The organism is Phocaeicola paurosaccharolyticus JCM 15092, assembly GCF_000613805.1.
Taxonomy (GTDB): Bacteria; Bacteroidota; Bacteroidia; order Bacteroidales; family Bacteroidaceae; genus Phocaeicola; species Phocaeicola paurosaccharolyticus.
The window spans coordinates 22,299-44,533 of the sequence record NZ_BAJR01000010.1 but is presented as its reverse complement, the minus strand read 5'-3'; the positions used below and the strand labels follow the sequence as shown (position 1 = coordinate 44,533).

General features: G+C 37.5%; 14 protein-coding genes and 1 other RNA gene. 13 read left to right on the top strand and 2 right to left on the bottom strand.

What is annotated here, in order from left to right:
- The first annotated feature begins 15 nt into the window (after positions 1-15).
- From nuoL to JCM15092_RS06225, 3 genes are read left to right on the top strand one after another with little or no spacing between them, the layout of a single operon-like run.
- The gene (gene nuoL, locus JCM15092_RS06235; RefSeq protein WP_024993910.1) at positions 16-1,911 is read left to right on the top strand and encodes an NADH-quinone oxidoreductase subunit L; all 1,896 of its coding nucleotides are present in this window, start codon (positions 16-18) and stop codon (positions 1,909-1,911) included.
- 6 nt (positions 1,912-1,917) lie between these two features.
- Positions 1,918-3,396 carry a complex I subunit 4 family protein gene (locus tag JCM15092_RS06230; RefSeq protein WP_024993909.1) on the top strand — a complete coding sequence of 493 codons (1,479 nt, stop codon included), beginning with the start codon at positions 1,918-1,920 and terminating at the stop codon, positions 3,394-3,396.
- A gap of 6 nt (positions 3,397-3,402) precedes the next feature.
- Positions 3,403-4,821, top strand: a complete 1,419-nt coding sequence (locus tag JCM15092_RS06225; RefSeq protein ID WP_024993908.1) for an NADH-quinone oxidoreductase subunit N — start codon at positions 3,403-3,405, stop codon at positions 4,819-4,821.
- Positions 4,822-5,072: 251 nt separating this feature from the next.
- Here the strand turns inward: JCM15092_RS06225 and JCM15092_RS06220 are convergent, their stop codons facing one another.
- Positions 5,073-6,095, bottom strand: a complete 1,023-nt coding sequence (locus JCM15092_RS06220; RefSeq protein ID WP_024993907.1) for a threonine aldolase family protein — start codon at positions 6,093-6,095, stop codon at positions 5,073-5,075.
- A 149-nt stretch (positions 6,096-6,244) separates the two neighbouring features.
- On the opposite strand from JCM15092_RS06220, the gene JCM15092_RS06215 reads away from it, so the two are divergent.
- Entirely contained in the window at positions 6,245-9,025 is a 2,781-nt protein-coding gene (locus JCM15092_RS06215) for a TonB-dependent receptor (protein WP_024993906.1), read from the top strand.
- A gap of 77 nt (positions 9,026-9,102) precedes the next feature.
- The gene (locus JCM15092_RS15205; RefSeq protein WP_034541640.1) at positions 9,103-10,653 is read left to right on the top strand and encodes a beta-helix domain-containing protein; all 1,551 of its coding nucleotides are present in this window, start codon (positions 9,103-9,105) and stop codon (positions 10,651-10,653) included.
- Between the two features lie 203 nt (positions 10,654-10,856).
- Here JCM15092_RS15205 and JCM15092_RS06205 read toward each other — a convergent pair whose 3' ends face one another.
- Positions 10,857-11,936: a TlpA disulfide reductase family protein gene (locus JCM15092_RS06205; RefSeq protein ID WP_084488483.1), complete on the bottom strand. Its 1,080-nt coding sequence runs from the start codon at positions 11,934-11,936 to the stop codon at positions 10,857-10,859.
- A gap of 123 nt (positions 11,937-12,059) precedes the next feature.
- On the opposite strand from JCM15092_RS06205, the gene JCM15092_RS06200 reads away from it, so the two are divergent.
- The 8 genes from JCM15092_RS06200 to JCM15092_RS06170 all read left to right on the top strand — a co-directional run bounded on the left by JCM15092_RS06200 (position 12,060) and on the right by JCM15092_RS06170 (position 22,226).
- A complete protein-coding gene (locus JCM15092_RS06200) occupies positions 12,060-13,031 on the top strand; it encodes a type I phosphomannose isomerase catalytic subunit (protein WP_024993904.1) in 972 nt (323 codons plus the stop codon).
- Positions 13,032-13,034: 3 nt separating this feature from the next.
- Positions 13,035-13,505, top strand: coding sequence for a nucleoside deaminase (locus JCM15092_RS06195; protein WP_084488481.1), 471 nt, complete (start codon positions 13,035-13,037; stop codon positions 13,503-13,505).
- Between the two features lie 129 nt (positions 13,506-13,634).
- Positions 13,635-14,031: a transfer-messenger RNA gene (ssrA, locus tag JCM15092_RS16825) on the top strand.
- 469 nt (positions 14,032-14,500) lie between these two features.
- Complete coding sequence (locus JCM15092_RS15200) at positions 14,501-15,046, top strand: RNA polymerase sigma factor (protein WP_084488479.1); 546 nt, start codon at positions 14,501-14,503, stop codon at positions 15,044-15,046.
- Positions 15,047-15,078: 32 nt separating this feature from the next.
- Positions 15,079-16,071, top strand: coding sequence for a FecR family protein (locus tag JCM15092_RS06185; RefSeq protein WP_024993902.1), 993 nt, complete (start codon positions 15,079-15,081; stop codon positions 16,069-16,071).
- Between the two features lie 151 nt (positions 16,072-16,222).
- Positions 16,223-19,534 carry a SusC/RagA family TonB-linked outer membrane protein gene (locus JCM15092_RS06180; RefSeq protein WP_024993901.1) on the top strand — a complete coding sequence of 1,104 codons (3,312 nt, stop codon included), beginning with the start codon at positions 16,223-16,225 and terminating at the stop codon, positions 19,532-19,534.
- Positions 19,535-19,554: 20 nt separating this feature from the next.
- Positions 19,555-21,156: a RagB/SusD family nutrient uptake outer membrane protein gene (locus JCM15092_RS06175; RefSeq protein WP_159101376.1), complete on the top strand. Its 1,602-nt coding sequence runs from the start codon at positions 19,555-19,557 to the stop codon at positions 21,154-21,156.
- 32 nt (positions 21,157-21,188) lie between these two features.
- Positions 21,189-22,226: a glycoside hydrolase family 18 gene (locus JCM15092_RS06170; RefSeq protein WP_024993899.1), complete on the top strand. Its 1,038-nt coding sequence runs from the start codon at positions 21,189-21,191 to the stop codon at positions 22,224-22,226.
- The last annotated feature ends 9 nt before the right edge of the window (positions 22,227-22,235 follow it).

Genomic DNA, 22,235 nt, shown 5'->3' with positions numbered 1-22,235 from the left:
TATAAAAAAATAAATATGGAATATACTATTCTTATACTGCTCCTACCCTTTCTGAGTTTCCTGGTATTAGGACTCGCAGGAATGTATATGAAGAGCAAAGTTGCAGGAATAATAGGCACAATCTCACTGGCGACAGTAGCATGCCTCTCCTACTATACCGCTTTTTCTTATTTCACCGGAGCAAGAAATGCTGAAGGAGTCTATCCTACAATTACAGCATGGAACTTTAACTGGCTTCCATTCTCATCAAACCTCTCTATAGATTTTGGTTTTATGATTGATCCGATTTCAGTGATGATGCTTGTAGTTATATCTACTGTATCACTGATGGTACACATCTACTCATTCGGATATATGCACGGCGAAAAGGGTTTCCAGCGCTATTATGCTTTCCTTAGCCTGTTCACCATGTCTATGCTTGGTCTTGTCGTTGCAACCAACATCTTCCAGATGTATATTTTCTGGGAACTTGTAGGTGTATCGTCATACTTGCTAATCGGATTCTATTATACAAAAGATGCAGCTATTGCAGCCAGCAAGAAGGCATTTATTGTAACACGTTTTGCCGATCTCGGATTCCTTATCGGTATCCTTATTTATGGATACTATGCAGGTACATTCTCATTCACTCCACAAGTGAATGCACTTATAAATGCAGGATTCCTTATTCCTCTAGCTCTTGGACTTATGTTCATCGGAGGTGCTGGCAAGAGTGCCATGTTCCCTCTTCACATATGGTTGCCGGATGCAATGGAAGGTCCTACACCTGTCAGCGCATTGATACATGCTGCAACAATGGTTGTTGCCGGAGTATATCTTGTAGCAAGAATGTTCCCTCTATATGTCGGATATGCACCCGATGTGTTACATTGGATAGCTTACATTGCTGCATTCACAGCATTCTATGCTGCTAGTGTAGCTTGTGTACAGAGTGACATAAAGAGAGTGCTTGCATTCTCAACAATCTCACAGATAGGTTTTATGATGGTTGCCTTAGGAGTTTGTACTTCTATTAACCCACATGAAGGCGGTTTAGGATATATGGCAAGTATGTTCCACCTATTCACACATGCAATGTTCAAAGCTCTTCTATTCCTTGGAGCTGGTTGCATAATACATGCTGTTCATACTAATGAGATGAGCGGTATGGGTGGTTTAAGAAAACACATGCCTATTACACATATTACATTCCTTATTGGATGTCTTGCCATAGCTGGTATTTGGCCATTCTCCGGATTCTTCTCTAAAGATGAAATCCTTACTGCATGTTTCGAATTCTCACCTGTTATGGGATATATCATGACTGCTATTGCAGGAATGACAGCTTTCTATATGTTCCGCCTCTATTACGGAATATTCTGGGGAACTCCATACAACAAAAAGCCGAATTATAATCCAAACGTACATCCACACGAATGTTCATTGTCTATGACAATTCCATTGATGGTGCTTGCAGGTATTACTTGTGTAGCCGGATTCATACCTTTCGGACATCTTGTTTCAAGCAATGGTGAAGCTTATACCATACATCTTGATACAACAGTTATGATTACAAGTCTTTGCGTTGCCATAACATCTATACTAATAGCAACATGGATGTATGCAGGCGATAAACAACCTGTTGCAGCTATGCTTGCCAAGCAGTTCAAAGGTCTTCACAAAGCTGCTTACAACAGATTCTATCTGGATGAGATATGGATCTTCATCACAAAGAAGATTATTTTCAGATGCATCAGTACTCCTATTGCTTGGTTCGACAGACATGTAATCGACCAATTCTTCAACTTCACAGCTTGGGGTACCAATGCTGCCGGAGAGGAGATTAGAGGTATGCAGAGTGGAAATGTACAGCAGTACTGTATGTGGTTCCTTGCTGGTTCATTGATTCTTACATTAATTTTAATACTCTAAAGCATCATGAATATATTAAGTTTATTTGTTATAGTACCAGTCTTGATGCTGGCTGGTTTATGGGCATCAAGAAATCTTACACAGGTAAAGACGACAATGGTGGCAGGAGCTTCAATTCTACTTGCTCTCTCTGTCTACCTTACTATAGAATACATAAACCTGCGTGAAGCCGGTGCTCAAGGTGATATGCTATTCACATCAAGCATACCATGGTTCGAGCCACTCAACATATGTTACTCAGTAGGTGTCGATGGTATCTCCGTAGTTATGTTGTTGTTAAGTTCGGTAATTGTATTTACAGGTATATTTGCCTCATGGAAATTACAACCTCTTACAAAAGAGTATTTCATGTGGTTCACTCTACTTAGCACAGGAGTTTATGGATTCTTCATATCAACCGACCTATTCACAATGTTCATGTTCTATGAAGTAGCGCTTATCCCTATGTACTTACTTATCGGTGTATGGGGAAGTGGAAAGAAAGAGTATGCTGCTATGAAACTTACACTTATGCTTATGGGTGGTTCTGCATTCCTTTTGGTAGGAATACTTGGAATATTCTACGGAGCAGGTGGCGAGACAATGAACCTGTTGGAAATAGCTCATAAGAGTATCCCAGCAGAGATTCAACATATATTCTTCCCTCTTGTATTCTTAGGCTTCGGAGTTTTGGGAGCTCTTTTCCCATTCCACACATGGAGCCCTGATGGTCATGCTTCAGCGCCAACAGCGGTATCAATGCTTCATGCAGGAGTACTTATGAAACTTGGAGGTTACGGATGTTTCCGCGTTGCTATCTATCTGTTGCCAGAGGGTGCAGCAATGTGGGGTGATCTATTCCTTATACTGACAACTATTTCTGTTGTTTACGGAGCATTCAGTGCTGTCGTTCAGACCGACTTGAAATATATTAATGCATACTCAAGTGTATCTCACTGCGGACTTGTATTATTTGCTATATTGATGCTTACAAGAACAAGTTGTACTGGTGCTATAATCCAGATGTTAAGCCACGGACTTATGACAGCACTCTTCTTCGCTCTTATTGGTATGATATATGGACGTACTCATACACGCGACATACGTAATCTTAGAGGACTTATGAAGATAATGCCATTCCTTGCTGTAGGTTATATCATAGCAGGTTTCGCTAACTTAGGTCTTCCTGGATTCAGTGGATTCGTTGCTGAGATGACTATTTTTGTTGGTTCATTCGAAGTAAATGATACTTTCCATAGAGTATGTACTATCATTGCTACTACAAGTATTGTAATAACAGCAGTCTACATTCTACGCGTTGTTGGAAAGATTATGTATGGAGTTCCTACTAATGAAGAGCATCTGAAACTTACTGATGCTACATGGGATGAAAAGGTAGCTGTAATCTTCCTTATAGTTTGTGTAGCAGGTATCGGAACTGCACCTTGGTGGATAAGCGACCTTATTAGTAATAGTGTGGCACCGATAATTTCATCTTTAAAATAAGAGACAATGGACTATATATCTATATTTACAACAATGGGACAGGAAATAAGCCTGATCATTGCATTCATCTTGGTATTCATTATCGATCTTTTCCTACCGGAAGATAAGAAGCATCATCTTGGAACCATTTCATCGATACTACTTGCAATAAGTATAATTATAAATATTATGCCCTGTCAAGGAGAGCTTTTCGGTGGAATGTACACAACATCTCCACTTGCAAATGCACTGAAGACAATTCTCTCTGCTGGAACACTGATAATATTCCTTCAGAGCACAGATTGGCTAAGTAAAGGTGAAACAGCACAAAGAAGAGGTGAATTCTATGTACTAACATTCAGTACACTTATAGGACTATTCTACATGATTAGTGCAGGAAACTTCCTTATGTTATTCATAGGAATGGAACTTGCAACTATCCCTGTAGCTTGTTTAGTAGCATTCGATAAGTATAAAGGTCATAGTGCTGAGGCTGGAGCTAAATTCATTCTTTCAGCTCTATTCTCAAGTGGCTTAATGCTTTATGGTATATCAATGCTTTACGGATCTACCGGAACATTATACTTCAATGATATCCCTTCACTGTTAGTGGCATCACCTTTGGAGATTTTATCACTCGTATTTTTCTTCTCAGGACTTGCATTCAAGTTGAGCCTTGTACCTTTCCACCTCTGGACAGCAGATACATACCAAGGAGCACCTACATCTGTTACAGCTTACCTTTCAGTTATCTCTAAGGGAGCAGCAGCGTTTGCACTTATGACAATCCTGATGAAAGTATTTGCTCCTATGGTAGAACAATGGTCACTGATGATTTCTATAGTAATTGTGGTTACTATAACTGTAGCCAACCTATTTGCTATACTTCAGAGCAACTTGAAAAGATTCATGGCTTTCAGTAGTATCTCACAAGCTGGTTACATCATGCTTGCAGTACTTGCCGGAAGTGAGCAGGGTGCAACATCACTAGTATATTATATCTTAGTATATATCGCAGCCAATCTTGCTGTATTCGGTGTTATCAATGCAGTTGAACAGCATGCACAAGGAAAGGTTGAGAGAGAAGATTACAATGGCTTCTACTCAACAAATCCTAAGCTTGCTATGGTTATGACTCTTGCACTATTCTCACTTGCAGGTATTCCTCCTTTTGCAGGATTTTTCAGCAAGTTCTTTGTATTTGCAGCAGCATTCAAAAGCGGTTTCTCAGTTATAGTATTTATTGCATTGGTTAACACAATCATATCACTATACTACTATCTGCTTATTGTTAAAGCTATGTTCATTACTCCATCGGATGCTCCTATTGCGACATTCAAGAATAGTGTACCAATGCGCATAAGCCTTTTAACATGTGTTGCAGGTATAATACTTTTAGGTATCGTAAGCAGTGTATATATGTGGCTTGACGGAATGGCATTATAATCTGTAATTTATTAAAACAGATTGGGGTGTATCCATACACCCCATACAAATAATCACCCTTGTAAGTAGATGAATAAACATCTTATACTTACAAGGGTGATTCCTTTTATTATATAACAGGACACTATCGCCTATCATTCAAGAGTTTTTCTTTGTCCCAAGCTTTAGGATATTAATCCTAAGGCTTAGGATTAATATCCTAAACCACAATTTTAATGACTATACGTTTAAGACAAGGAAAGTGTTATCAGCTATCTCATTAACTGACGAACATACCCAATCAAATCATCTATATCTTCCTCAGTTGTGTCGAAAGAAGTTACAAGCCTCATCTCATTTATTGCCTCATTCCAAAAATAGAAATGGTATTTCTCATATAACTTGTCCTCAACCTCACGAGGCATAATGAGAAAGAGCTGATTGCTTTCAAACTTCTGAGTGAAACTAACTCCTGGTAGCTCAGAGAGAGCATCATGTAATTTCTTAGCCATCACATTTGCATGTTCTGCACATTTCAGCCACAAGTTGTCTGTAAGAAATGCAGTGAACTGGCATGATATATATCTCATCTTACTTGCAAGTTGGCAAGACTGTTTACGAGCATAACGTGCCTCTGCAAATAGTGACTTATCAAATACCACAACACATTCTGCTCCCATAAGTCCGTTCTTAGTACCTCCTAAAGTGAGTGTATCTACTCCACACGCAGCAGATACTTCGTCTATAGATAGCTTCAGAGAAGCAGCAGCATTACTGATACGTGCACCATCCATGTGAACCTTAAGACCATGCTCATGTGCAAAGTCACAAAGTGAACGAACCTCATCAGGAGTATATATAGTACCAAGTTCAGTACACTGACTTATATAGATTGCCCCCGGTTGTGAATGGTGGTCCACACCAAAGTTTATCATATAAGGTTTAAGAAGCTCGGGAGTGAGCTTACCATCAGGGGTCATTATAGAGCGCATAATACAGCCGGTTGCCTTGGCTGGTGCACCGCATTCATCTACAGCAATATGTGCTGTCTCTGCACAGAAAATTATATGATAAGGACGAGTCATCATCTGTAGAGCCATAGTATTGCTACCTGTTCCATTGAAAACAAAAAGTGCTATGGACTCTCTTTGAAAAAGAGCCTTTACTCTGCTTGTAGCCTCATCTGTCCAAGGGTCATCACCATAACCTAATGCATGGTCCTTGTTGGCATTTACCAAAGCATCTATCACCAAAGGATGGACGCTTGAATTATTATCGGATGCAAAACTTCTCATATTATATTTTTATAGATATGCACAAAGTTACCATTTTATAAAAAAAAAGGATGATAACATAAATGAAATAATAATGTAAAAAAGTGATAACATATATGTATTAAAGGAGAAATAGCCTTTATAGAATTTTGTATCAGACAAATAAGCTAATAAAAAACAGAAAAATGAGTAGAATTATCTTCTTCTTTTTATTGCTATCATCAGCAATAGTCAGTAAAGCGGCCTTGATAAAAGGTACAGTTTCAGATAAGCAGAATAACGAAGTGCTTATAGGTGCTACCATAATGGTAGATGGCACCACAACAGGAGCGATAACAGATATCGATGGAAAATTTGAACTTGCAGGACTTAGAAACGGAGTCCATAAACTAATAGTATCTTATATATCTTATAAGACAATTACAATGGACGTTGAGGTAAATGGGGTTAGTAATATTGATATAAAAATGGAACCCAATTCAGAACAACTTGGTGAAATTGTTGTAACAGCAGCGGCTAAAAAGAATACAGAAACAGCTATCATAGCACAGCAACGTAACAGTCTTGTAATGCAGACAGGTATATCTGCTCAACAGATTGCACGTACTCAGGATAAAGATGCAAGTGAGGTTATAAAGAGAGTACCGGGAATTAGTATTATCGATGAGAAATTTGTAATGGTAAGAGGACTTTCACAACGTTACAACAATGTTTGGATAAACAATAGTGCTGTACCAAGTTCAGAAGCCGATTCAAGAGCTTTCTCTTTCGATATAATACCATCTTCACAACTTGACAACATGGTGGTTGTAAAATCTCCATCACCACAATATCCATCGGACTTCAGTGGAGGTTTCATCCTAATAAACACAAAAGATGTACCAAACGAAAATATGTTTAATATCTCTGTCGGAGGTAGCATAAATGACCGTACACACTTCAAGGATTTCAATTCAGGTAAAAGCAGCAGCACAGATTTCTTGGGATTTGACTCAGGATTAAGAAGTCTTAATGGAGGCATAGGTGCAAACCTGAATAATATTGCAGGAGATGGTATTGATCTAAAGAATAATAATTTCAACAATGATTGGACAGTAAAGAGCCTGAAACCTGTAGCAGATATGAATCTTGCTATGAATATGGCACATAGATGGACAAGTGACAAAGGTGAAACTCTTGCTATGATGGCTGCAGCAAACTACAGCAACAGCTATAAGAACTATCAAGATATGGAAAACTCTCTATTCGGTACTTACGATGAGACAAACCAAAAGTCAAACTACTTAAGACATAGTAAGGATAATCAGTATAATCACAATGCAAGAGTTGGAGCGATGCTGAACCTTACATATGTAAATGCTAGTGGTAACAGCAGATATGAGTTTAAGAATATTTTCAACCAGCTTGGAAGAGACAGATATACTACTCGTGTAGGAGTAAGTGCTCAAAGTGATAATGAGGAGAGTGCAGAGTATTACTATACCAGCAGAATGACATATAACACTCAACTCACAGGAAAACACTCTATAAATGATAATAACAAGATAGACTGGAGCGCAGGTTATGCATTTGCAAATAACAATATGCCTGACCGTAAACGATACATCATTAACGATGCCATGGAAGTGGGTAAAATGGGATTGTCAAATGTAAACGATATTACAAGAGAGTGGACGAAACTCAATGAACATATTTTATCGGCAAATGGGAATTATGAATTGAATATGGCTTTTGGCTCATTCAAACCTATGATTAAAGCAGGTGCTTATTTGAAGTACAGAATGAGAGACTACAATACCAGAATGTTCATATACAACTATAACGCTGCAAACAATTCCCTTCCTTCCGGATTCAGATATATGAATATCCCAAATGAACTTATGCAGGATAAATATTATGGTGAAGATGGTATATATATGCTTGAAAAGGTTAAATGGAGCAACAACTACGAAGGTAATAATATGATGTATTCAGGCTATGTAGCTACTAACCTACCTTTTGGAAAATTAAACGTATATGCCGGACTTAGATACGAGCATAACAAAATGGAGTTAATAAGCAATACTAAAGATTATGAGAAAAGCCCTAAGAGCCATTATTACACATACAATGACCTATTCCCATCAATAAATGCATCTTACAAGATTAACGAGAAGAACCAGGTAAGAGTATCTTACGGACGTACAACAAACAGACCTGAGTTCCGTGAAGTTTCTCCATCTGTATTCTATGATTTCGATCTTGCTAGTAATGTTCAAGGTAATTACAACCTTAAGCCTGCATATATCGATAACATCGACTTAGGATATGAGTTCTATCCTTCAGCAGGGGAGTTAATATCAGTATCACTATTCTACAAAAATTTCTCAAATCCTATAGAATGGACATATACTGTAAACGGAGGAACCGACCTTACCTATTCATATGTAAATGCTAATGGTGCCGACAATTACGGAGTAGAGTTAGACATACGTAAGAATCTTGATTTTATCGGTCTTAATAACTTCAGCTGGAGCTTCAATGGTGCACTGATTAAAAGTAAAGTGAGATTTGACAGCAGCTCATCAGAGAAAGATAGACCAATGCAGGGACAGTCACCATATATAATCAATACCGGTTTATTCTACAATAACAATGATAAAGGATTGAACATATCAGCACTGTACAATATAATTGGTAATAGAATAATTGGTGTAGGACGTAGCCTAGGTACTACAGGAAATGAAGCAAAGGTTCCTGACTCATACGAAATGCCAAGAAATTCATTCGATTTGAGCATATCAAAGAAATTTGCAAAACATATAGAGGTAAAGGCGTATGTAAGAGACCTTTTAGCAGAGAAGGTGTCATTCAAGCAATTTGCTGAGACTTCAAAAGGAAAAGTGGAACAGGTAACACGTGAATACAAACCTGGAAGAAACTTCGGACTAAACGTAAGTTATACATTCTAAAGATAGTAGATACAATCTACTAATAGAGATAAATGATAAATAGTATTTGCTTTTCATTATTAATAAATTAAGAAAAAATGGAAATTAACAAATTAATGAGTTTTGCTCTTTCTGCACTTCTTATGTGTGGATTAGCAGCATGCAGCAGTGACAATGCCCCTGATAGCAGTGGAGGTGGTGAAAAAAGTGAATATATCTTCGGAACAGACGGAGGACACGTAAGCTGTAATCATATTCTATTCGACACAGCCGGAAACGAGGCCCCAACAGGAAACGTTATTGGTAACGGAGACCAGAACTTTGTATTCAATGGCACTCAGACTCTTAAGAAAGGAACATATATTCTTAAAGGATGGGTATACATTGCAAATGGAGCTACTTTGACTATAGAACCTGGAACTGTAATAAAAGGTGACAAACAGACTCAAGCTGCTTTGATAGTTGAGCGTGGAGGTAAACTTATAGCAAAAGGAACTCAGACAAGTCCAATTGTATTTACATCAAATCAGGCTAAGGGTAGCCGTAAGCCTGGTGATTGGGGAGGACTTATCATCTGTGGTAAAGCGCCAAACAATCAGAACAATAAGGAAGGTATGCAGATAGAAGGTGGTCCACGTAGTACACATGGTGGAACAGATCCAGCCGACAACTCTGGTATATTAAGCTATGTACGTGTTGAATTCGCAGGATTCCCTTTCCAGCCAGATAAAGAGATTAACGGTATCACTTTCGGTTCTGTAGGTAGTGGTACTCAAGTTGACCATATTCAGGTATCATATTCTAACGATGATTCATACGAATGGTTCGGAGGATCTGTAAACTGTAAATATATTATCGCATACAAAGGATGGGATGATGAGTTTGATACAGACAACGGATTTAGTGGAAAAGTACAATTCGGTCTATCAGTACGTGACCCTAAAATTGCCGACGTATCACAATCAAATGGTTTCGAATCAGATAACTGCGCTGATGGTTCAGCTGTTGAGCCTTATACAACAGCTACATTCAGTAACATAACTTTTGTAGGTCCAATGGCTTATAGTGGGTTCCAAAACACAAACGAATATATAAACGGAGGTAGCTTTAATCCAAATAACGGATCATCATTGGGTAAGTTCCAATCTGCAATGCAGATAAGACGCTCAAGCAAACTTAACTGTTTCAACTCAATGGCTATAGGTTATCCTATCGGAATTATTATTGACGGTGAAAAGGGTAACACAGTAGCTAGTGCTAAATCAGGAAATCTAAAAATAGAGAATGTATGGTTTGCAGGTATGGGAATAACAGGTTCCGATGCTAATAAACGTTACACTGATGACCTTTACGATGCAGCAACAAAAACTGTGATTGATGCGACTAAAGAATCATACTCATCAACATTCTTCAAGGCTCAGAAAGGAAATGCAGTTAAGCAGTTAAATGAACTTCTGCTTCAAGATAATCTTAACGTAGGTGTAAGTTACAAACCATCTGCAGCAAGTCCAATTCTTAATGCAGCAGCATTTACCGATGCCGCTCTCTCAGCAGGGTTCGATAAAGTTAGTTATATCGGAGCATTCAATGCATCGGACAACTGGATGGAAGGATGGACTAATTTCGATCCAAACAATAGTGATTATTGATTGTTGGCTTATTTAGTTTATTGTCTGTAGAAGGTGTTCATTAGTAATAATGCACCTTCTATTTACATGAACCAACATTATACAATAAAGGGTTATACTTATTATACAGTACAACCCTTTTTATTATTTAGTGTCCCATAATAAAATAGCGTTATTTTTTAGTGTAACGCTATTATAGGACCTGTTATAGCAATAATAAATCTCTATTTCAAGAGTTCTGCCAACTTACCTTCAAGTTCATCACCAAATATATTACGCTGTAGTATAGTGCCATCTTTGTCGATAAGTAAAGTACATGGTATACTGTTAACACCATACATAGGAGCTGCAAGTGACTTCCATCCCTTAATGTCTGAGAGATGAATCCAGTTCATATTTTTGTCTGTTCTTGCCTTCATCCAATTTTCCTTCTTATTATCGAAAGAGATGCCTACAATCTCGAATCCTTTATCTTTATACTTATCATAGATCTTCTTTATGCTTGGCACCTCACGCATGCAAGGTCCGCACCATGATGCCCAGAAGTCAAGAAGGACAACTTTTCCCTTACCTATATATTCAGAAATCTTGTGTAGCTTACCTTCAGAATCAGCCATTTCAAAATCAATGAACTTCTTTCCAGGAGCAACATTCTTCAATACCTCAAGGTGTTCCTTAATAGACGATACACCAGGGAAAGACATGAACTTAGCATCTGCTACAGCAAGTATCTCCTCCTGTTCAGCCTCAGTGAGATCATATCTTAAATCAGTAAAGAGTTTAGCTGCTGTAAGCTTAGTTGGATTAGCAAGAATATATTTATATGCTTCACCGTTCAACTCTTTAATAATTTCCTCATATTTCTTATCGGTATCAGCATCTTTGGGAATAGCGGACAACTTAGTCTGAGTATCTTCAACCTTCTTCATTAATGCACTAAAAGCATCATTTTCCGGAGTACCATTTACATATGAAAATGTATCAAGAGTAGCTACTAAGTTTCCCTTTTCCAAAAGAAAAGATGGTGAATAAGTTTTCCCGGGAGCCATGTCCTGAATAAATAGTCTACACATCATCTCACCTTTATCGGCTCCAGAGAGAATAAAAGAGTTGTTACTTATTTTTGCACTGTCAATGACCTCATTAAGCCCTTTAGCACCGATAGGCAATATATATACATATTTACCATCTACGCCACTAAGAGAAGAGGCTATTTTACCTTTTATCTCGTATCCGTACAAATTTACAGAACTCAATAATGTCAAAGTTGACATTAATCCTATTGATAATAATTTACGGTTCATTTTATTTCTATTTATCTTATAATTAATTCTAAAGCTGTTGTTAAGTTTGCAAAAATAGAAGAATAAATGAATAGGGAATTGCTTATTCTGACTATTTTTGTATTTGAACCTAAAATAATTAATATGTATCCAATAAAATTTGACCCGATTTTAAAGTCAACCATCTGGGGAGGTGATAAAATAATCCCTTTTAAAAATATAGATATCAAACAAGAGCAGGTAGGCGAAAGCTGGGAAATATCTGATGTCCAAGGCGATGAGTCTGTTGTTTCTGAAGGTGAATATAAAGGCAAACGTCTTAGTGAACTTGTAAAAGAGTTTAAAGGTAAGTTTGTAGGAAAGAGTAACTACGAACGTTTTGGCAACACATTCCCACTACTTATAAAGTTTATCGATGCCAACGATGACCTCTCTATACAGGTTCATCCTGATGACAAGCTGGCAAAAGAGCGTCATAACTCAATGGGTAAGACAGAGATGTGGTATGTTATTGACAATGGGCAAGGAAAGGCTCACCTCCGTTCTGGATTAAGTAAAAATATCACACCTGAACAGTATTCTCAGATGATTGAGGATAATACAATATGCGATGCACTGGCAGACTATGCTGTTAAGCCGGGAGATGTATTCTTCTTGCCTGCTGGGAGAATTCACAGTATCGGAGCAGGTTGTTTCATTGCTGAGATTCAACAGACCTCAAATATAACATATCGCATATACGATTTCAATAGAAAAGATAAAAATGGAAATACAAGAGAGCTACATACAGAACTCTCGAAAGATGCTATAGACTATTCTGTTCAGGAAGATTATCGTACAAGCTACACACCTATCAAGAATGAACCGGTAGAGCTAGTTCAGTGTTCTTACTTTACAACTTCTGTATATGACCTGACTGAAAATATGACAATGGACTATAGTGAGCTTGACTCATTTGTTATATTTATCTGTATGGAAGGAGGTTGCACCATAAAGGATAATGAAGGAAACACTCTCCCACTTCATTCCGGTGAGTCTGTTCTCTTCCCTGCAACAACAAAAGAGGTAAAGGTAGAGGTAGAGAGTAATGTTAAATTCCTAGAAACTTACGTTTAAGTGATGTTTACAAAAGAAGAATTAATGCGCAAGGCAATAGCCCTTTCAATAGAGAATGTTAAAAATGGCGGAGGACCTTTCGGTGCAGTTATAGCAAAAGATGGTGAAATATTATCTACAGGAACAAACCGTGTTACTCATAACTGCGATCCAACTGCTCACGCCGAAGTTATGGCTATAAGAAATGCATGCGAAAAATTAGGTACTTTTGATCTTTCAGGCTATGAGATCTATACCTCATGCGAACCATGTCCTATGTGTCTTGGAGCAATCTACTGGGCTCATCTTGATAAGATATACTATGGCAATACAAAAACAGATGCCAAGGACATCGGATTCGATGACTCATTCATCTATGATGAAATAGACCTTAAGCCCGCAGATAGAAAATTATCTTCTCAACAACTCCTATCGGAAGAAGCTATGGAAGCATTCAGGCAATGGGAAGTAAAAGAGGATAAGACAGAATATTGACCAATAGAGGTGTACAGATTATTAAATTATAGTTATAATAATCTGTGCACCTTATAACGAATCAATTTAATTTCATATATTTGCACCCAGATACTAACTATAGTATACTGTTGATAAAGATTCAATCAAGGGGTTGACTGGATTTGACAGCAAGCTAAAGTGGTATGTAAGCATGCAGTGCGTGGTTGATTGGCACTATAATCCCAGTTTTCAAAATTTTATCTGGCAACGAATCTTATGCTCTCGCTGCTTAATCGAAGTATAGTAGATTAACTTTATTTCTATCATAGTGATAGAGACGAGACATCACTCAAAAGCTCTTGTTCCGAAGCGTTTGATCAAGTGGTGCAGTAAATTCGGGAATAGTAAAGGTCTTTTCTTGTGATCTTTATGAAACTTTAGAGGATAAGGGATAGGTTGGTAGCTTCGGTCTTGCCTTTCCACGAAAATCAAAGCGAAGATAAGCATGTAGAAAGCATATGGCTTTCTTGTTTGGACGAGGGTTCGACTCCCTCCAGCTCCACCTTTAAAGTATTTTTTTGAATCAAAAACAAATTAAAATCGCATAAATCAATGGTTTATGCGATTTTTCTTTTGCCATATTATTCATAATAGTTCATTTTAACCTATATTATTGGTGAGTAACCGCTAGTGAGTAAATCTACTCACTAGCGGTTATTTAAAAATTGTACCCCACATTTAATGCTCTCCTCTATTTTTGGACAATGACATTCCATTCACAAGTATTCAAGCCCCAACTGTCTTTGCTAGAATAGATTCCTGCCGAAAAAAATTCATCGGAATAGATATTAACGATTCCCACAACAATTGATTGGTTATGTAACATTTCCCTGATGAAGCGATTTTTTATCCTAATATAAAAGATACGCATTAAATAAAAATAATAACTTTGTGACCAAGTTTAATTAAATATTTTAAAAAACTTATATAATATATTCTAGGCTTAATATGTACGATATGATAATATTATAATTATGCCGATATACAGACTCAAACATAATGATAACAGAATGTTCGAACAGATATTCGACCAGTACAACAGACTTCTGTATGTACTTGCTTATCGTTATCTTAAGTCAAATGATGAGGCAGAAGATGCTGTTCAATACACATTCATGAAACTATGGGAGCAAAGGGACAATATTGACAGTGAGAGAAATATAAAGTCCTTGCTTGTTACAATTCTGAAGAATCATATATTAAATGAAATAAAGCATAGAAATATTATAATAGAAAAGAACTATGAAATTTCACAGGCAAGTGCAAGTGAAGATTACGATTTCGTAGATATAGTAGAGGAAACAGATTTCAGAAGTTATTTATTGAAGATTATCAAGGACTTGCCTCAACAGCAAAAGAAGGTATGCTTGTTAAAGATTCAAAAAGGGATGAGCAATCAGGAAATAGCTGAGAATATGAATATATCAGTTCCTACGGTGAAATCACATTATACACAAGCTATAAAAATGTTAAGAATGAGTATTGAGAAGATTATGTTAATCATACTTTTATCGTGTTGAAATGTATTGTATATATAAGGTATTAAGAGCAGATGAATATTACAGAGGAAATAATAGATAAGGTTCTTTCAAACAAAGCAACAAAAGAAGAAGCACAAAATGTGTCTCGATGGTTCGCTACGACTAAGGGGCAGGAGTTCTTGTCGCATAAGATAAACAAAGAAGCTTATCTGGATGAGTTGTTGGATATACTTGATATACATAATGAAGAGATTCCATCTGAAAGAATGAAGGAGAGGTTTATTGAAAGTATTATTGAAAATAAGAAAAAATCAAGACTATGGAAGTGGATTGCTGCTGTAGCAATTCCATTTATATTCATGGCTGCTACATTGGGTTATGTTGTAAATCAGACCGGCATTTTGGAACCAACGGAATATGCTGAATTGAATGTCCCATACGGAGAGCAAATGAGGATAATTCTGCAGGATGGTTCTATCGTACACTTGAATTCGGGTACAAAGTTCCGCTATCCAAAGAAATTTGAATTAACAAGCAGGAATGTAGCACTAAATGGAGAGGCCTATTTTGAAGTTAACAAAGAAAGATTCAGACCTTTCAGAGTTAATCTGAACGGAATTTATGTAGAGGTTACTGGAACAAAATTTAATGTCAAAGCATACGGACAGGACAAGTTGGTAAATGTCTGCCTTGACGAGGGATCTGTAGCCTTAAAAAATGATATATCTGTTAATGCCGTATTAAAGCCAAAGGAGTATATTATATATAATAGATTATCAGGAAAATATTCTGTTGAGAAGATGCAGGATACTCAATCTGTAACTGCATGGCGTACTTCATCACTTAATTTCTATAAGACTCCTTTGAAGGATATACTTAATACATTGACTCGTCAATACGGAGTATCATTTACAAATATAACAAACGATGTCCAGAATGTAAGATTTACTATATCCACATCGAAAAGGCATATAGAAGATATTCTCAAGGATCTTGAGTATGTTTCGAGCATAAAATTCACTATGCAAGATAATGATGCATATAAGGTGTCAACTGCAAAATAAAATCAAGTCTGATTACCATCAAAAATAGAGAAAAAATAAATTTTTCTCTATTTTTTTCGATACACCTCATACCTTTTAGTAACATAAGTGTATTGTATATAAATGAAGTCTTAATTGACCTTTGCTTTAAATTAATCTAATAAAAACTAAAATGAAAGTAAACCTAAAGACGCGACGATTATTAACAATCGCACTACTTCTTGGCGGTATTACAGCATCAGGATGGGCACAAGACGTGTCACTGAATTTCAAACAGAAAAAGCTTGAGACTGTACTTTCCGCTATTAAATCTCAAACAGGTTACTCACTCGCTTACAGTGATGAGTATGTCAATGTAAATCAAAAAGTTTCTATTGAGGTACAGAAAAAGCCTTTAGAACAGGCTCTGCATGCTTTATTTACAAACTTGAACATTGCTTACGAAGTAAAGAACAACACTATCTATCTTACAAAAAAAGAAAGTGTCAAGCAACCTACTCAGAGAAAAAAGCTTACTGGCGTGGTAAAAGATGAAACTGGAGAAGCTATTATCGGTGCCAATGTTTCAGAGAAGAACAATCCTGCAGCAGGGACAATAACCAATCTCGACGGTGAATTCACGCTTGAAAATGTGCCGGTGGGAAATGAAATCACTATATCTTATATAGGATATAAACCCGTGAATGTAAAATTTACAGGAACACATCTCAATATTAAGTTGCAGGAGGATTCAAAAGTTCTATCAGAGGTGGTTGTAACTGCGCTCGGTATCAAAAAAGAGGCTAAATCTCTTTCTTATAATGTTCAACAGCTAAATAATGATGCTGTTTCAAAGGTGCAGGATGCCAATTTCGTAAACACACTCAATGGTAAGGTTGCCGGTGTACAATTCAGCCAAAGTGCTGCAGGTGTTGGTGCACAAACACGTGTGGTAATGCGTGGTGTGAAGTCAATAAATGGCAACAGCAATGTCCTTTATGTGATTGATGGTGTTCCAATGTCAAATATTCAGTCGGTTCAGCCTACAGATATGTACTCTGGTTCAGGTTCTACAGGTGATGCAGCTTCAAATATAAACCCTAATGATATTGAATCAATCTCTGTATTGAGTGGCCCTTCAGCTGCATCGCTCTATGGTTCTGATGCAGCTAACGGTGTTATATTGATAACTACAAAGAAAGGGCAGCAAGGCCGTGTTGATGTTACATACAGTGGTAGTTTCCAATTCTCACGTCCTTTTGTAACTCATAAGTTCCAAAATACTTATGGCACTTCTTCACCAGGTTCATTTGATAGTTGGGGAAGTAAACTTTCTACACCAAGTTCTTATGACCCTAATGACTTTTTCCAGACAGGGGCAAACATCTCAAACAATGTTAGTATATCTTCAGGAAACGAAAGAAATCAAACTTATCTCTCATTAGGTGTTACTAATGCGACAGGTTTAATTCATAATAATGACTTTGACCGTTATAATGTAACTATTCGCAACACTTCTAAAATTGCTGATAATCTGGAACTTGATTTGAATTATTCGTTGGCAACAGTGAAAGAGCAGAACATGATCTCTCAGGGTCAATATAACAACCCTCTCTACACACTCTACTTGTTTCCAGCTGGTGGCGATTGGCAAGGTATTCAATATTATAGCCGTCATGATCTGGACCGCAATCTTGAGACCCAGTACTGGCCATGGCTTGGTCAGAATGAGTTAATGGAGAATCCTTACTGGATTGCAGAGAAAGAGAAATTTGTCAACCATAAAACTCGTAATATGTTTAATGCATCACTTAAGTGGGATGTGGCAAGTTGGATATCTCTTACTGGCCGTGTGAAATATGACAACAACGAAGATCGTTATGAGCAGAAATTAGCAGCTGGTACAAAGACATTGTTTGCTTCTGATGCAGGGCACTACTCTATCCGCGACTTGAATACAAATCAGCTTTATGCAGAAGCCTTTGCTACTGTCAATAAGTATTTTGACAACGAGCGTTGGAGTCTTACAGCTGTGTTAGGTGCTAACTATGATCAGCGCCAAAGTAAAGCTAAATATATAAGTGGTAATTTGGGTAAAGTTCCAAACAGTTTTACTTTAAATAATATAGATCCGGCTGACCCTAAGTTTAAAATGAGCCAAGAATATGGTGAACGTAGGATGAAAGAGGCTGTGTTCGCTAGTGCTCAGCTCGGTTACAAAAGTATGGCTTATTTAGACCTTACAGCACGTAACGACTGGTCTTCAGCTCTTTATCCAGCAGATGACTCTTATTTCTATTGGTCTGCAGGTATTTCAGGAATATGGACAGATATATTCCCAAAGATAAAGAGTGACAAATGGTTGAACTATTTCAAGACACGTATCTCTTATTCTGAAGTAGGTAATGACCCATCTCAGCCTTATCTTACAATTCCTACTTATGCTATTAACGGTGCAACTGGTCCTTCACTTTCAACATCTAAGAAGAACCCTAATCTTGACCCTGAACTTACAAAGTCTTGGGAAGCAGGTCTTGATTTTGTACTCTTCCACAATCGTTTAAAATTAAATGCTACATTGTATCATTCAAGTACTTACAACCAGTTCTTTAATATTCAGCTAGATCCATCTTCAGGTTATACAAACTGGTGGGTAAATGGTGGTCGTGTAGACAATAAGGGTATTGAACTCTCTGCACGCTATAATCAGCCTCTTGGTCCTGTACAGTGGGAAACATATCTTACTTGGACACTGAACCGTAATGAAGTGAAGGAGGTAATAAACCAGGTTACTGATCCTGAAACAAATGAAATATATACTCTTGATGAGATGAACTTAGGTGGTTTCAATGGTACTCGCAACAAGATTGTAAAAGGTGGAAACCTTACAGATATATATGTCCGTACATTGGCCACAGGTGAGCATGGAGAAATTTATGTAGATCCACAAGATCATTCAATCAAAGTTAATCCTAATGATTATGTATATGCAGGTCATGCTACTCCTAACTATACACTCTCTTGGGGTAACAATTTCTCTTGGAAAGGCTTCAACTTGGGTTTCCTGTTCAATTACAGAAATGGCGGTGTGGTAGTTTCTCTTACTGAGTCATTGATGGATGCTTTTGGAACATCTGCTACTACAGCTGCTGCCCGTGATAATGGTGGTGTTGTTATTAATGGTGTAAATGGTATTACTCCACAGAGCTATTTCCAGACTATCTCAAGTACAACTACAACTATTGCTTCTCAGTATGTATATAGCGCAACTAACTTACGTCTCTCTGAGTTAAGCTTAGGCTATGATGTGCCAATAAAGAAGGTAGTTCCATGGATTAAGGACATGAACCTTTCATTTATAGCACATAACCTTCTGATGATTTATTGCAAGGCTCCTTTTGATCCTGAACTCACAGGAAATACAGGAACTTATAACCAGGGTATCGACTACTTTATGCAGCCAAGCTCTCGCACGATGGGTTTCTCGGTTAAGGTTAAATTCTAAAAAGAAAAGAGAATATGATTATGAAATCAATTATAAAAAATACATTTATCGTAGGTTCGATACTTGCCTTTGCAGGATGTACCGATCAATTCGAGAAATATAATACCAATCCTTATGAGGCAACAGAAGGTATGCTTCAGACAGACAACCTCACAGTAGGTTCATTCTTCTCTCAGATGGAGCTCCGCATGGTTCCTTTCACTGCTGGTGGTCAGCAAGATGACTCTTACGGTTCTAGTGGCGCATATCAGCATTTTCAGGGACTTAGTTCTGACTGGTATTCAGGTTATGTAGCTCCTACAGGAACATGGGCTAATGGTAATCATAATGGTAACTATTATTTCACAGGTGATTGGGGTAATTCTATGTACAAGCAAAACTACACTCAAATTATGCCAGCCTGGTCTAAAATTAAAACTAATGCAGAAAAGAATAAGACTCCTCAGGTTACTGCTCTTGCAACAGTCTTGAAAGTATATGCTATGCACCGAGTAACCGACCAGTATGGCCCTATTCCTTATGTAAACTATGTTGCAGGAAGTGTGAATAATACTTTTGATAGTCAGGATAAAGTCTACAAGAAGTTCTTTGAGGAACTAGATGATGCTATTGAAGTGCTTACTCCATTTGCATCTTCAGGTGCTAAGATTCTTGAGAAATTCGATTATATCTATAAAGGTGATGCCAGAAAATGGACAAAATTTGCAAACACTCTTCGTCTGCGTTTAGCATTGCGTGTTGTATATGCTGATGCAACGCTTGCTCAGCAAGAGGCTGAAAAATCTCTTTCTAATCCTATCGGATTCCTAGAGGAGGCATCTGATCGTGCAATGATTTCAGGCTTGACAATCATGAATCCATTGTGGGAACAGGCATATAGTTGGAATGAGGAACGTATGAGTGCTTCTATGGATTCATATATGAACGGATATCAGGATCCACGTCTTTCTAAATATTTCACCAAAGCTAAAGATAATGGCTATCATGGTGTACGCCTTGGAATTGATTTGAGTGATGGTAATGCTGATTATATAGGAAATAATATATCTAATTTCAATTTAACTTCAGCTTCTAATATTATCTATATGAGTGCTTCTGAAAGTTTCTTCCTCCGTGCTGAAGCAGCATTACGTGGTTGGAATGCAGGTGGTACAGCTAAGGATTTTTATGAAAAGGGAATTAAGGCTTCTATGGCTGAATGGGGTGTTACTTCTGGTGCTGATGCTTATATTGCAAGCAAATTGCAAGCTAAGGCTTTTGTAGATAATACAGGAAAAGGCGGTGATGCTGCTCAACCAAGTACAATTACAGTTGCTTATGATGAAAATGCAGCTTTTGAAGTGAATCTTGAGCGTATCATTACTCAGAAATGGATTGCAAACTTCCTTATTTCTCCAGAAGGATGGGCTGAGTTCCGCCGTACAGGTTATCCTAAGTTATTCCCGACTACTCGTAATAGCAATTCCGGAACAATTAATACCAATCTACAGATTCGCCGTATGCCTTATCCATCAACACTTTATGACAATAATCTTACAGCTGTTCAAAATGCCGTTACATTGTTAGGTGGTGGTGACAATGGTGGTACAAAACTTTGGTGGGATAAGAATCCTAATCACTAATTGTTGAACAAACATAAATAGAATATATTATTATGAAAATTAAAATATTTTTCAGCGTGTTCGTTTTGTCGATCATTACTCTGTCTCTCACCAGTTGTGATAATGATGTTGAGACTATAGAGATTCAAGATCTGTACAAGTATGATTCACAGTATTTTAAAAACCTTCGTGAGTTTAAGAATTCTAAACATGAGATATCTTATGCATACTATGCTTCATGGGCTAATACCCAGAACCCGACTTCATGGGGTGAGCGTTTCTTAGGACTCCCAGATAGTTTGGATATTGTAAATCTTTGGATTGATATTCCAACAAAAGAAAGTTATCCAACTGCTTATGCAGATATGGTATATTGCCAGACAATGAAAGGTACTCGCTTTGTTATGCATGGTGATGCCTCAAACTATAATCATTACTTCTGGGACCGTGTCTGGAATGAGGATAAACAAGAGTTCGAATATGTTTATGAGACTAAAGAAGACGCTACAACAGGCAAAACTGAATTTGTTCTCGATGAGAACGGAAAAAAGAAGCATAAAATGGTTAAGACCGTTTCAGGTAATGAAGAATCACTTCGATCTTATGCTCGTTGGGCTGTTGATACATTGGTGCAATGCGGACTTGATGGTGTCGACTTTGACTATGAGGGTTGGGGAGATGCAGACATGGGTATTGTAGGCAACGAGTGTAATAAGTATCTAGGTCCTCAGGGTAAATGGTCTGAAAAGTTATTTATCGTTGACTTTTTTGGTGGTTCACCTTCTACATGTGATGACTATTGCGATTACTTCATCCGTCAAGCTTATTCTTGGCAGGTTGGCTTTTCAACTCACTCAGGTGGACGTCCTGAAGATAGAACTGTGCTTTGCGAGAGTACTGGCGCTGAATCTCAAGATGGTGGCGTGAACGGTGCTATGGTTCGTGAATATGCTAGGTTTGAACCTGCATCAGGTAAAAAAGGTGGTTTCGGTGCCTACTATTTGGATTATAATTATAAATCTCAGTCTGGCATTCCATATAAAGAGTTCCGTGAAGCAATTCAAATACAGAACCCTGCATTAAATAAGTAACAAAAAAAA